The organism is Myxococcus llanfairpwllgwyngyllgogerychwyrndrobwllllantysiliogogogochensis (genome assembly GCF_006636215.1).
GTDB lineage: Bacteria > Myxococcota > Myxococcia > Myxococcales > Myxococcaceae > Myxococcus > Myxococcus llanfairpwllgwyngyllgogerychwyrndrobwllllantysiliogogogochensis.
In genome coordinates this window covers 1-13,669 of sequence record NZ_VIFM01000038.1, presented here as the reverse complement: position 1 = coordinate 13,669, position 13,669 = coordinate 1, and the positions used below count along the sequence as shown (strand labels likewise).

Below are 13,669 nucleotides of genomic sequence, written 5' to 3'. Positions count from 1 at the left end.
ATCTGGACGTACCGTGGACCACGTCGACTTCGGCAAGTACCTGAGCCAGCAGCGCGACCTCCGGGGCATGTCCCTGGAGGACGTCGCGCGGGAGACCAAGATTCCCCCGACGCTCATCGCCGCCCTGGAATCGGGGCAGGTGGAGCGGCTGCCTTCTCGCATCTTCGTGGTGAACTACATCAAGGCCTACGCCCAGGTCATCGGCCTGTCCCCCGAGGAGGCGGTGCTGCGCTACGAAGAGGTGGACCGCTCGGTGCCCTCTCCGTCGCCCGCGCAGCTCGAGCAGGAGCGCCGCAAGCGGGCCTACGTGGGGCTGTCCGTCCTCCTGGTGGCCCTGGCCCTGGGCATCTACCTGTTCCTCGTGTTGAGCGGGAAGCTTCCTTCTCCGCTCGCGCGTTGAAGGACGCCATGGAGCGCTACGACGACGATGCGCTCGTGCTGTCCACCGTGGACTACGGCGAGGCTGACCGACTCGTCACGCTGCTGACGCGCGAGCATGGGAAGCTGACGGCCTTCGCCGCGGGGGCTCGCAAGAGCAAGCGGCGCTTCGCGGGTGCGCTGGAGCCGTTCATGCGGCTGAGGGTGCACATCGTCGAGACGCGCGGCTCCACCGTGCGGCTGGACACCACGGACATCGTCGCCGGCTACTACGCCGCGCGAGAGGACCTGTCGCTCATCGCCCGCGCCCTGTACGCCGTGGAGCTGTGCCGGGAGCTGACTCGCGACCACGAGCCGCAGCCGGAGCTCTTCTTCCTGCTCGAGAACTACCTGCGCCGCCTGGACGCGAAGGAAGCGGGCCCCACGTCGCTCCTGGCCTTCGAGCTGTCGGCGCTGGCCCACGCAGGCCTGATGCCGCGCTTCGATGCGTGCTCGCTGTGCGGTGGCGAACCCGGAGAGCGTCCCCGGTTCGACCAGGCTCACGGTGGCGCTGTCTGCGAGCCGTGCAGCGTGCGCGCACGGGAAGCCGTCCTCATCCCCGCGGCCCTGCTCTCCGGACTGCGCGCGCTTCAGGAAGGCGAGCGCACACCGCTCCCGGCTGACCTGCGCGCCCGAGCCCGTGGATTGCTCAACGTCTTCATCGCCCACCACCTGGGGCGCCGCCTCAAGAGCGTGGACTTCATGGCCCAGGTGGGCCTGGACTGACGACGGGGCGCGGCGTGCGCCACTCGGGAGAAACCATGAGCGAAGGGCAGGAGTCGCCGCTGGACGTGGTGTGCTTCGGTGAGACGCTGGTGGACTTCCTTCCCTCCGAACAGGGCAAGCGCGTGCGCGAGGTCGGCGCGTGGCATCCCTGTCCGGGTGGCTCGCCCGCCAACGTCGCGGTGGGGCTGGCTCGGCTGGGGCTTCGGTCCGCCATGCTGGGCGTGGTGGGTGCGGACGAGTTCGGCCACTTCCTGCGCGAGCGACTCGCTCACGAGGGCGTGAATGTGAGCCACCTGCGCCAGACACCGGACGCTCGCACGGGGCTGGTGTTCATCTCCCTGGATGCGAAAGGTGAACGCAGCTTCACCTTCTTCCGGACGCGCTCCGCGGAGTTCCTCCTGGGCGACACCGACGTGGACGCGGACTTCCTGCTCAAGGCTCGGGCCGTGCACTGTGGCTCCAACTCCTTGCAGCGCGATGAGGCCCGCTCGGCCACGGTGCGGATGCTCACCCTGGCGCGTGACGCGGACCGCATCGTGAGCTGCGACCCCAACCTTCGCCTGCACGCGTGGGAGGACCCGGAGCAGCTCAAGGGGCTGCTCGCGCGGATGTTGCCCCTGTGCACCGTGGTGAAGCTGTCCGAGGAAGAGATTGGCTTCGTCACGGGCACGGAGTCTCCCGAGGAGGCCCTGACGCGACTGTCGTCCCTCGGCGTGCGGCTGCCGGTGGTGACGCTGGGCGAGCGCGGCGCGCTGTTCCTGTGGCGCGGTGAGCGGGTTCAGGTCCCCGCGCCACGGGCCCGGGTGGTGGACACCACCGGAGCAGGGGATGGCTTCGTCGCGGCGCTGCTCCACGGCCTGGTGCGGTGGTACGGCGGCGCCCGCGCGCTGGAGTCCGCCACGCGCGAGGAACTCGTGGCACTGACAACGTTCGCCTGCGAAGTCGCCGCCCGTGTCGTCGAGAAGCCGGGTGCCGTGGAGGGACTGCCTCGCGCGGAAGAACTCACGTCGGTGTGGCCTTCGCGCCCCGTCGCTCGTTGAGGCGCGACAGGGCAGGGGGCTCGCCTATGGTGGGGTGATTCTCGTCACGAAGCTGTCCGACGAGGACCTCCCCGTCACCGGGCCCGAGCCGAAGTCGAGGGTGCCGACGAGCCGCCCCCACAGGACGACATCTCGCAGCCCCACGCTTCCCACGCGCATCGCGGATTGATTGCCGACGTCGCCGAACGCGCGACCCCAGCGCGTCTCTCCATCGCGGCCCAGCTTCGCCACGAAGATGTCATCGCCGCCCGCGCTCGTCAGAAGCCCTTCGCCGAAGTCGATGGACGTGCTGAACGAGCCCGTCACGACCACGCTCCCCGCGAAGTCGACGTCCACGTCATATCCCCAGTCGAAGCCCGGGCCGCCGAAGCTCCGGCTCCAGCGATGGTGGCCCTCGCCATCCAGCGAGACGACGAACACATCGCCGTCGCCGCTCGAGAGTGGACCTCCTCCGTGGTCCACCGTGCCGATGAACGCGCCCGTCGCCACGACGTTGCCCGACGGGTCCGCGGCCAGCCGCCAGAAGGTCTGGTTTCTCAGCGGGCCGAAGCTCTTCGCCCAGAGGGGCTCGCCATGGGCGTCCAGCTTCAGCACGTAGACGTTGAAGCCCGGCTCGGACAGCCAGGGCACGCCGTGGAACGACAGCGTGTCCACATAGCCGCTGCTGATGAAGAGGTTGCCCTCCGCGTCCACCGCCAGCGACGCGAGGGTGCTCACGGGACCTGCCTCGTAGAGGTTGTTCCACACGGGCGCTCCGCTGCTTCCCGCGAGCCGCACGACGAACTGGTTCAAGGGCCCCTTCGCCGGAATCGGCCCGTCGCCGTAGTCGATGGAGCCCGCGAAGTAGCCGCTCACGTACACGTCTCCGTCGGATGCCACAGCGAGCGTGCCCGTCTGCTGTTGCCCACCATCTCCGAAGCACCGGCTCCAGACATGCTCGCCAGAGGCCGCGAACTTCGCCACGAAGGCGCGGGGGTAGCCGGGCTCGCCACGGCAGGGCAGCGGGCCTCCTCCAAAGTCCAGCAAGCCCCAGTAGTCACCCGTGATGACCAGGTTGCCCTCCGAGTCGACGGTGATGCCCGTGGCCTGTTGGTAGTTCTCGTCGCCAAATCGCCGGCTCCATAAGAGTTGCCCCTGTGGGTCGAACCGCGCGACGAGAATGTCCGAGTTCGCCGTGCCCACGAGCGCGGTGTGGCCATCCGGTTGAACCGCCAGGTCTCCAAACCCGTCGACCCCGCCATGGGTCGCGGTCCATTCGCGGCGATTGAGCTCGAGAGGCTGCATCCGTGCGAGAGGCTCCGCTGGCGTGGCCACTTCCGCCCCGGTGCCGCCATCGCATGCCGCCACCAGGGCCACGAGCCACAGGGCGGATGAAAGCCTGAATATCGAGTTCATGCGGACAGGCTAGAAAGGCCCATCCGTCGGATACAAGGCGCACGGGCCGCTCATGTCGGAGTCGAGGCGCCTGCTCTCGCGGCTGTCGTGTACGAGGACTTCTTGTGACCTGTTCGGGACGCCGGAGAGGAGCCCGCGCATGAGGGCCGTTCATGGTCGCCGACGCACTGGCGCGCGGTGGATTCCTGAAACGGGCCGGTGACGGGGAGGGGCTCGTCCTGGAGGGGGTCGGGATGAAAAGATGGGGCAGCCCATGGCCTTGCCCTCACCGCATGCCTCGCCCGAGGAAGAGGCGTCGCCCCTGGCGCCGTCTCCCGAGTCCCTGACGCTGCTGAGCATCCCGGGGGACTCACCCGAGGCCACGGACTCCTACTGGCTGACCCACGTCTACCAGGGGGACCGACTGCCGCAGTTCACCGCGCGCTCCGTACTGCTAGGCGCGGGCATCGGCGTCATCACCTGTGCCACCAACCTCTACGTCGGACTCAAGACCGGACTCGCCTTCGGTGTCGCCATCACCGCAGCGTTGCTCGCACATGCATCGCATGGGCTCCTGCGCCGCCTCACCCCGGGCCTCGCTGGCGCGCCCCTGTCTCCGCTGGAGACGTGCAATGCGCAGACGGTGGCCTCCGCGGCCGGCTATGCCACGGGCGGCGCGCTCGTCTCCGTGCAGGGCGCCTGGCTCATCGTCACCGGCCAGCATCCCTCCGGTCCGACACTCCTCGCGTGGACGTTCTTCCTGTCCGCGCTCGGGGTCCTCTTCGCCGTGCCCTTCAAGCGGCAGCTCGTCGACCACGAGCAACTTCCCTTCGCCTCCGGAACGGCCGCCGCCACCACCATTCGCGCGCTGCATTCGACGGGGGCTGAAGCGACGCCTCGATTGCGTCTGCTCGGACTGGGAGGCCTGCTCTCAGGGCTCGTCACCGTGGTCCGTGATGGACTGGGACGGCTTCCTCTCTCGATTCCATTTCCGGGCTCGTGGGGTGGCTTGCCCCTGGAGCGGCTTGGCTTCGGGCTGGAGGTGAGCCTGTTGCCCATTGGCGCGGGCGCGCTGCTTGGGCCTCGCACCACGGCGTCGCTCCTGCTGGGCGCGCTGCTGATTCACGGAGTCGTGGCGCCGCGCGTGTTCGCCTCCGGGCTCGTGTCCGTGGAGAAAGGGAACTTCCTCGAGTGGAGTCTGTGGCCTGGCGCCGCCATGCTCGCCACCGCGTCCTTGCTCCATTTCCTGCTCGAAGGCCGTGTCCTCCGGCGGGCCTTCCGCGGGCTGTTCTCCCGCCGCACCTCTCCACCGCATCCCGTGGACGCGCTCCAGGTGCCGCACAGGTGGCTCCTCGCGGGCCTCTGCGTGGTGACGCCCGCGACCCTGCTCGTGGCCCATCGAGGCTTCGGTGTTCCGCTCGCGCACGCGGCGCTCGCCATCGCGCTGTCGTTCGTCCTGTGCCTCATCTCCTGTCGTGTCACCGGCGAGACGGATGCCACTCCGGTGGGCGCGCTCAGCCAGGTGACCCAGCTCACCTACGGCGTCCTGCTGCCGCACAACATCCACGCCAACCTCGCGACCGCGGGCATCACCGTCAACTCGGCGTCCTCGGCCGCGGACCTCCTCACGGACCTGAAGACAGGGCACCTGCTGGGTGCGCATCCCCGACGCCTGTTCCTCGCGCAGTTGCTCGGCTCGGTGGTGGGAGCGCTCGCGGTGGTGCCGCTGTTCTTCCTGCTCGTGCCAGACCGTGAGGCACTTGGAGGCGAGCGCTTCCCCGCACCCGCCGCGTTCATCACCGCGAGCGTCGCGCGAGTCCTGTCCTCCGGGCTGGGAAATCTGGAGCCCGCGACCCGCGCGGCCGTGGGTTGGGCCGCGCTCGCCGCCGTCGTGCTCGTCCTCGCGGAGAGGCTGCTCCCCCAGCGTGCCCGGCGCTGGGTGCCCTCGCCTCTGGGCATGGGGCTCGCGTGTCTGTTGGCACCCTCGTACTCGCTGAGTCTCTTCCTTGGCGGGCTTGTTTCCGCCTTGGTGGGATACGTGAAATCCACGACAGCGGAGGGACGCGTGGCGACACTGGCCGCGGGGACCATCGCGGGCGAGGGACTGGTCGGCGTTGCCATCGTCCTGCTGCAAACGCTCTGGTAGCGTCACGTTCCACCGATGCGCTGCCCGAACTGCTACCGCCGCCTTTTGCCGGGCGCGGCCTGTCCCGTGCACGGCTCGCGAGATGCTGGCGGCCCTGCCAACGAAGGACTGCCGCTCGCGGACGTTCCTGGCGTGCGCGTCGCCGCGCCCCTGGGCAGCGGTGGCTTCTCGCAGGTCTTCACCGCGTATCGGGACTCGGATGGTCGCGAGGTGGCCCTGAAGCTGGGCCATGGACCTCACCACGAGCGCTTCGCTCGCGAGGCCACCGCCCTGCGCCGCGTGGGGCCTCCCACCGTGCCGGAGCTGCTCGAGCACGGCGTGGCTCGCGGGCGTCCCTTCCTGGTGATGGAACACCTGCATGGCCAGACGCTCGCCGCGTGGATGGCCGCGCTGCCCGGCTCCGGCGCCGCGTCGCTGTCGCATGTCCGGGAGATGCTCCGTGGGTTGTGCTCGGCGCTGGAGCGGACGCATGCCGCGGGCGTCGCGCACCGGGACCTCAAGCCGGAGAACGTCTTCCTGCGCGAAGGTGGCGCGCTCAGCCTGCTCGACCTGGGCCTGGCGCGTTTCTATGACGTCGAGGGCGACGACCTGGAGGACGAGCTTCCTCCGGGCGTGACCCCCGCGGGACAGCGGCTGGGCACGCCGCTCTACATGGCTCCAGAGCAGTGTCTCGATGCCAGGCTCGCCAGCACGTCGGCCGACATCTACTCGCTGGGAGTCCTCCTCTTCGAGTTGCTCACGGGCGCCCCCCCCTTTGTCGGCAGCCCCGAGCAGATCCGCCACGGCCACGTCAGCTTGAGACCGCCCCGTGTCTCGGAGCGTTGCGCGCTTCCTCCCGCGCTCGATGAGGTGCTGCGCACGTGTCTGGCCAAGTCCCCGACGGAGCGCTTCGCCCGGGCTCCCGATGTGCTCGCCGCCTTCGATGCGGCCTGTCACGTCGCGGTCTCACCGAGCGTCGTCCAGCCCGGCGAAGTCCCCTCCGCCTCGGCGCTCCAGGTCGTCGGCTCGGGAGTCCGGCACGTGGCGCTGCTGGGCCTGCATGCCTCGCTGTCCGTGGATGCGGTGCTGGCCGCCATCGAACCGCAAGGAGGCATCATCGCGCGTGTGAAGCGCGGTGGCTATGTCATCGCCTTCGCCGAGTCGCTCACCGCCGAAGCGAACGTCCGCGCCGGCGCGCTCACCGCGCGGCGACTGGTGGAAGAGGGCGAGTCCTCGGCGGTCCTCCACCTCGCGGAGCTGCATGTCCTTGTGGGGACCTCCACGCTGCGGATGGCGGGGCACGCCCTCGACGTGACGGGCGACTGGTGGCCCACGGACTGGGTGCCGGGAGAGACACGTGTCACCGCCGCCGCGGCCGCGCGACTGGAGCCAGGGGCCACCGAGGCGGTGGCTTCCTCGGAGGCGAGCGTCGTCGAGTCCACGCCCATCGGCGGACGACTGCGGTTGCTCGACAGCGGGGCCTCCAGCTCCGTGTCGGAGCCGCCTCCGCTCGTGGGGCGCGAGCCGTTGGTCGACCTGCTCGTCCAGGAGGCCACGCGCAGCCTCACCCTCGGCGTACCCGGTTTCTCGGTCCTCACCGGTGACGTGGGGCAAGGCAAGTCGCGGGTCATCGAGGCGCTCGCGACACGGTTGGAGGCCGAGGGCCGTGCCCAGGTCTTCCGTCTGCGCGCGGCGGCTCCGGACGTCTCGGCTCCGGAGGCATTGCTGGACGTGCTGCGAGCCTCTGTCGGCGAGGGCGCATCGCCGCTCCCCGAGACTCCCCGCTCCGGGCCCATTCCCCTCGCCGATGCTCGCCACGCCGCCGCGCGCTGGCTCGCCGAGGCGCTCCGACACCGCGCGCGAGAGACACCTCGCGTGTTGTTGCTGGATGACGCCCATCTGGCCGACCCCACCAGCCTGGATGCGCTGGAAGTGGCCACGCTGGCTGGCGCGTCCGCCCCCCTTTGGGTCTGCGTGGTGGCTCGACCCGCGCTGCTCGGGCTGCGTCCTCACCTGGGCGAACGCAGCGCGCACGCGTCGCGGCATGTCCTGCCGCCCCTGCCGCCCGAGGCCAGTCGCGCCTTGCTCCTGCACCTGCTTCGTCCGGCGGAGCATGTCCCCGAGCCCGTGCTGGCGCGCCTGGAGCAACTGGCCCAGGGCGTGCCCCTGTCCCTGGTGGAGCTGGCGGTCGCACTGAGGACCGCCGGGGCGCTGCGTGCCGCGCCGGGCGGGGGTTGGTACATCGCCCCGGACGCGCTGCTGGACGTGTCGGTGACGCCGCTGTTCCAGCGCCTGGCCACGCGCGTGCTCGCGGGACTGCCCGAGGCCCATGGCGTGCTGGCTCGCCTGTGCGCGGTGCTGGGCTCCGAGCTGGATGTCACGCGCGTGGACGCGGCCCTGCGGTACCTGGAACCGCGCGATGAGCAGGTGGGCGTGGCCACCTCGCTGGACGCGGGCGCGGGCTTGCAACGACTCGCTCGCGCCGGACTGCTGCGACCCATGGGCCTGGGGCGCTTCGCCTTCCGTCATCCGCTTCTGCGCGAGGCGCTCGAAGCGCTCCTTCCTCCCGCGACGCGCCGTGCGCTGCATGCCGCCGCGCGCCAGGCCACCTCGGGCAACTCGCCCGCGGAGCGCCGTCGTCGCGCGCACCATGCCGCGGCCTGTGGCGCGCACGAGGAGGCCGCCATCGCCTTCCTGGTGCTGGCCGAGGAGGCGCGTCGCGCGCACCAGTCGGTGGAGGCGGAGCAGCACTTCACGCGCGCCCTTTCGTTGCTGCTGGAGGAAGACACGGGGCGCCGGGCACTCGCGCTGGCCGGACGCGGCCGTGTGCGGCATCGCCTGCAGCGCTTCCATGAAGGGCTCGGAGACCTGGCCGCGGCGCGAGTCCTCGCGGAGGGGCGCGGCGACATGGCCCTGTCGTTGGACCTGCTGCTGGAGGAGGCCACCGCGCGCGACTGGATGGAGGACGTGGATGGCTCGACGGCGTGCGCGCGCGAGGCGCTGGAGCGAATCGAGCACCTCGATGACCCGCGCCTGTCCCTGCGCTGCTCGCTGGCCCGGGGCCGTCTGCACGTGCGTCAGGGAGAGTGGGGCCCGGCGGCGCGCATCCTCTCCTCCGTCGTCGAGGGCGCCGAGGGCGCGCGCGAGCATGAGACGCTCGTCGTCGCCCTGGCCATGCTGGGCTCCGCGCTGACCTTCCTCCAGCGCACGGAGGAAGCCGCCGCTCGTTTCGAGGAGGCCGTGTCGCGCTGCGAGGCCGCCGGCGATGCGCTGCACCTGGCCGCCACCCTCATCAACCGCGTGTTGTTGTGGCTGGGGCAGGGCGACGTGACGCGAATGGAAGGAGACCTGCGCCGCGCCATGGGCCTGGGCCGCGAGCTGGGCCACGCCCAGGTGGAGCGCTGGTCCACCTTCAACCTCGCGGAGGTGCTCTACATGCAAGGGCGATTGGCGGAGGCCCTGCCGCTGGCGCGTCGCTCGCACGAGCTGGGGGTTCGCTTCTTCCTCGAGCACCCGGTGCCCCTGGATGCGTTGCTGCTCGCGCGCATCGGCGCCGCGCTGGGCGACCTGGGAGAGGCGTCCCGACAACTGCGCTGGATTGAGTCCCATTGTCCTCCGGCGTCCCTGCCTCCCACCGCGGTGATGCGTCGGTTGGTGGAGCTCCAGGTGCGGGAGGCCGAGGCCGGTGCGGGCTCACATGAGTCCCGGGCCTGGCATGCCCTGGAGGAAGAGGCGCGAGAGCTGGCCTCCCCCGACGAGAAGGCGGAGCTGCTCCTCCAGGCCGCGCACTCCGCCTTCGCCGCCCGCAAGCTGGCGGAGGGCCTCATCTGGTTGGCCCAGGCCGAGAGCGCTGTGTCGGCCGCGCCCCTGTGGCGCCCCCGGCTCGTCGCCCTCCAGGACGTAGCGAGGCGGGTGTAGCGCGAGCCGCTACAAAGCCGCGCGGACGTGACCTTCCGCGCTACAGCGGGCGACCTGCCAGGGCGGCTTCGAGACGGCAAGGTGACCGGCGGCGCGCTGGCCTGGAGCGTGCTTCTGTAGGGGGTATTTCGCCAATTCCGTGTTTTTCACTGGAGGAGCGTCCATGGGTGTCACTGTCCGTCGCCCCCCGTCGGGAATCGTGTCCGTGCTGTGCCTGGTCCTGGCCGGCTGTGGTGGAGGAGGAAGTGGGCCCACCACCCCTCCTGCACCCGAGGTCGGAGAGAGCCAGGCGGAGATTCGCATCGCCAACTCCCTGTCCACCGACGCGCTCGTCCTCAATGCCATCGGCACCAACCCCGAAGCCAACGGGCTGCTGGCGACGACGAAGCTGGTGGATCTCTTCAGCGTGTCGGGAGGAGACCCGCGCATCCTCAAGCAGCTGCATGACCCGGACGCGCAGAAGTTCATGGAGTACCTGGTGAGCTGCGCGCTGGGGCCCAACCAGACGCTCTGGTACTACAACCCCCGAGGTTCGAACCCGGGCCCCCGCGTGTGGGGTGGCAAGGCGGGCCTGTGCACGCAGTGGCTCACGTCGGCTCCCTCGCAGGCGTGTCTCAACCGGGTCTCCGCGTGCCTCCTGTCGCGCAACAACGCGCTGGGCCGCCGAGTGGAGTTGTCCATCCGGGGCGAGGTGCCAGGAGACCCGAGCATCTTCTACCTGGAGGCCATGACGAAGCCCGCCGAGTACGAGCCGACCACGGCCGTGAAGCTCGACAGCTTCGCCCCGTGTACCGCGAGCGAGACGGGCGCTCAGCGCGACTGTGGCTGGACGGCCGACGGCATCGGCGTGTGTATCCCGGGGTCGACGGTGTCGTTGGGCGCGGGGGGCGTTGTCTCGTGCCCCGGCCCGGCGGTGGGTTCCAGCTCGGGTGCCCAGATGGTGTTGCGCGTCTGCTCGGGAGTCGTCGGCTGCGATTCGGCCCGCACCACCAATCTGGGCGAAGGGGACTCGAGCTGCGCGGGCTCGGAACCCATTGTCACCTTCACCTGCCCCGCGGAGGGCTACTACAGCGTGATGACGGCGCCGTGGGACAGCGACGACGCGGGCACCGCGAGCGTGGACGTGTCAGCTGACTCGCCCACGCGATATGCGCTGTCCGAGTCGCAAGTGTTCGCGGTGCGCGAGGGCGCCTTCTACGGCAACGTCTTCGACCCGAAGGCCCTGGCCACCAAGGTGTCCGTGGAGGAGGTGCAGGTCGGTGGCGAGCGACCGCGTTTCGTCGTGGTCGGCGACGACGCCATCATCGAAGGTGCCATCTACAGGAAGATGTACTCCTGCTACGACCCTTCCTGGGGCGACGGCGCGGCGTACTCCTCGCATCGCGTCTGCGCGCTCCCCAACGCTGGCGCCAACTGCGCGGCCACCGTCGCGGGGCCGTGCTGGGGCTCCGCTGTGAAGCCGTCCCTGCCAGGCAGGTGCGAGGTGAATGACGGCCCGCAGGTGCCCGGAGACGGCGACTACGAGCGGTGCAAGGACCCCTACGGGAACGTCTGGAAGGAGCCGGTGACCACGTTCCTCCATGACCCGTGTGGGCCCGTGAGCGATGACCAAACGGGCAAGCTGTGCGGCCGCACGGTGCGACCGCGCAAGGAGCGCTAGTCCATGACGACGGGAGGCGTGGAGTCGCTCTATGGCGAGGAGCTGCGGCCAGGAGCCCTGGTGGGTCGTTGGGTGGTGGAGCGCGTCCACTACCGAGGCCCGGTCTCCACCCTCTATCGTGCTCGGGACGTGGGAGGCGGAGGCGCCTCGGCGCTGAAGGTCCTCCAGTCGTCGGCGCTGACGACGGACACCGCGCTGCGCCGCTTCCGTCGCGAGGCGGCCACGCTCCAGCGGCTGAGTCATCCGCACATCGTCGGTGTGCACGACTATGGCGAGCTCCCGGATGGCAGGCCCTTCATCGCCATGGAGTGGCTGGAGGGCAGGGACCTGGCCGCGGAGCTGGCGGCGCGGGGGCCTCTGTCCTCACGTGAGGCGCTGGAGGTGCTGGAGCAGGTGGGCGCCGCACTGCGGGTGGCCCATGCCGCGGGCGTGGTGCACCGGGACCTCAAGGCGCAGAACGTGATGAAGCTGTCCGGGAGCAGCGAGGCTCTCGTGGTGAAGCTGGTGGACTTCGGCGTGGCGAAGGGGCTGACGGCGGACTCGCCCGGTGCTTCGTCGCTCACCCATACGGGCGTGGCCCTGGGCACGCCGCTGTCCATGGCGCCGGAGCAGATTCGCGGTGAGGCGCCCGATGCCCGCACGGACCTGTACGCGCTGGGCGTGCTGCTGTTCCAGCTCGTCACCGGACAGCCTCCCTTCCAGGGCGCCACCCGGCATGAAGTCGAGGAGCAGCACCTGCACGCGCCCCCTCCGAGGCCCGGCGAGCGAGCCCCGGTGCCCGAGGCGCTGGACGACGTGGTGCTGCGCTGTCTGGCCAAGAATCGCGAGGACCGCTACCCGGACGTCGTCGTGCTGCTGGAGGACCTGCGGCGCGCGGTGGGAGGAGAGAAGCCGCGCGAGGCCCAGGGCCACGCGGTGGCGCTCTACGCGGAAGCGCGACTGTCGCGGGCCCCCGACTCCGCGCTGCTGGAGCGGATGGACTCCCTGCTGGAGCGGACCGGCGCGGTGGCTCGGGAGGCGGGGCTCGAGGTGCGGCTGGAGGGGAGCGGCTGCCTCATGGCGCTGGCGCCTCTGCCCGACGACGCCGTCTCCGAGCGCGCCGTGCGCGAGCGCGTGCTGGCGGCGGCCCTGTCGCTGCTGGAGGGCGCGCGCGACTCTCGCGATGCGGACGGCGTGCCCGTGGAGCTGGCCATCACCGTCCACGTGGACCGCCTTCCCAGTTCAGAGGGACGCGGGAGCGCGGACGGCAGCCTGCTGCACCTTCCCGGCTGGGTCGCGGACTTCCAGGACGCGGGGCTGGTGGCCACCGGGGCGGCGCTGAGGGACTTGGAGTCGGGCTTCCTCGCCGCGCCGTTGCCGGGCGGCGGAGCCATCTGGTCCCGCGTCACCGGCCGACGCTGACGCTCACGGCTTGATGCCGTGGCGGCGCAGCAGTCGGTAGAGATGCACCCGGTCCATGCCCGCGGTGACGGCGGCCTGGGCCACCTTGCCCTGGTGCTTCTCCAGCAGCGCGCGCAGATAGCGCCGCTCGAAGTCGTCCACCGCGCGGCGGCGCTGGTCCGCGTAGGGCAGGCTGGGGTCCACCTCCATGGGGTTGCCCGAGCGCGACTCGTCCTCGGTCAGCTCCACGGCTTCCTCGAAGACGAGGCAGCGCTCCAGGTAGTTGCGCAGCTCGCGCACGTTGCCGGGCCACGCCGCGTAGCGCAGCCGTGCCAGGAAGTCCGGCGTGCGCAGCGAGGCCGTGCGCTCCCGGTCCGCGCCCAGCGAGCCGAGGATGCCCTCCACCAGCAGGGGCAGGTCCTCCGGACGCTGACGCAGCGGGGGCAGGGGGATGCGCAGCACCGCGAGCCGGAAGAAGAGGTCCGAGCGGAAGCGTCCCGCGTTGACCTCCGCGCGCAAGTCACGATGCGTGGCCGCCATCAGCCGCACGTCCACCGGCTGGTACGTGTTGCTGCCGACGCGGCGAATCTCCCGGTTCTCCAGCACGCGCAGCAGCTTGGGCTGCAGCTCCGCGGGCAGCTCGCCAATCTCGTCGAGGAAGACGGTGCCGCCAATGGCTTCCTCGAAGACGCCCGCGCGGCGATGGACGGCGCCGGTGAAGGCGCCCTTCTCGTGGCCGAACAGCTCGCTCTCCAGGAGGTGCGCGGGGATGGCGCCGCAGTCCACCACGAGGAAGGGTCCGTCCTTGCGGCGGCCCGCGTCGTGGATGGCCTGCGCGGCCTGGCTCTTGCCCGTGCCCGTCTCGCCCTCCAGCAGCACCGTGACGTCGCGAGACGCGGCGCGCTCCATCATCGCGAAGCACACGCGCATGGCCACGGAGGCGCCCACGAGCGTCCCGAAGCGCGTGCTCTCCGACACCGGCAGCCGGTTGTTCTCCGCGCTGAAGTCGAACCGCAGCACCACGCGGCC

9 protein-coding genes are annotated in these 13,669 nt (G+C 70.8%); 7 read left to right on the top strand and 2 right to left on the bottom strand.

Annotation, left to right across the window (positions count from 1 at the left end; genetic code table 11):
* Positions 1–13: 13 nt before the first annotated feature.
* From FJV41_RS12235 to FJV41_RS12225, 3 genes are read left to right on the top strand one after another with little or no spacing between them, the layout of a single operon-like run.
* Positions 14–400, top strand: a complete 387-nt coding sequence (locus tag FJV41_RS12235; protein WP_141642640.1) for a helix-turn-helix domain-containing protein — start codon at positions 14–16, stop codon at positions 398–400.
* A gap of 8 nt (positions 401–408) precedes the next feature.
* Positions 409–1,143 (top strand): DNA repair protein RecO, encoded by a 735-nt coding sequence (gene recO, locus FJV41_RS12230; RefSeq protein ID WP_141642639.1) that lies wholly within the window; start codon positions 409–411, stop codon positions 1,141–1,143.
* Between the two features lie 35 nt (positions 1,144–1,178).
* Positions 1,179–2,183, top strand: coding sequence for a carbohydrate kinase family protein (locus FJV41_RS12225; protein WP_141642638.1), 1,005 nt, complete (start codon positions 1,179–1,181; stop codon positions 2,181–2,183).
* Positions 2,184–2,207: 24 nt separating this feature from the next.
* Here FJV41_RS12225 and FJV41_RS12220 read toward each other — a convergent pair whose 3' ends face one another.
* The gene (locus FJV41_RS12220) at positions 2,208–3,467 is read right to left on the bottom strand and encodes an NHL repeat-containing protein (protein WP_181790585.1); all 1,260 of its coding nucleotides are present in this window, start codon (positions 3,465–3,467) and stop codon (positions 2,208–2,210) included.
* Between the two features lie 364 nt (positions 3,468–3,831).
* Here FJV41_RS12220 and FJV41_RS12215 point away from each other — a divergent pair, with 364 nt between their 5' ends.
* The 4 genes from FJV41_RS12215 (at position 3,832) to FJV41_RS12200 (ending at position 12,661) form a co-directional block, all read left to right on the top strand.
* Complete coding sequence (locus FJV41_RS12215; protein WP_141642636.1) at positions 3,832–5,703, top strand: OPT family oligopeptide transporter; 1,872 nt, start codon at positions 3,832–3,834, stop codon at positions 5,701–5,703.
* 15 nt (positions 5,704–5,718) lie between these two features.
* Complete coding sequence (locus FJV41_RS12210; RefSeq protein ID WP_141642635.1) at positions 5,719–9,600, top strand: serine/threonine-protein kinase; 3,882 nt, start codon at positions 5,719–5,721, stop codon at positions 9,598–9,600.
* A gap of 163 nt (positions 9,601–9,763) precedes the next feature.
* Complete coding sequence (locus tag FJV41_RS12205) at positions 9,764–11,260, top strand: hypothetical protein (RefSeq protein WP_141642634.1); 1,497 nt, start codon at positions 9,764–9,766, stop codon at positions 11,258–11,260.
* A 3-nt stretch (positions 11,261–11,263) separates the two neighbouring features.
* Entirely contained in the window at positions 11,264–12,661 is a 1,398-nt protein-coding gene (locus FJV41_RS12200) for a serine/threonine-protein kinase (RefSeq protein ID WP_141642633.1), read from the top strand.
* A gap of 3 nt (positions 12,662–12,664) precedes the next feature.
* On the opposite strand, the gene FJV41_RS12195 is transcribed toward FJV41_RS12200, so the two are convergent.
* Positions 12,665–13,669, bottom strand: a 1,005-nt coding sequence (locus FJV41_RS12195) for a sigma-54 interaction domain-containing protein (protein ID WP_141642632.1), incomplete at its 5' end; no start/stop codon positions are given.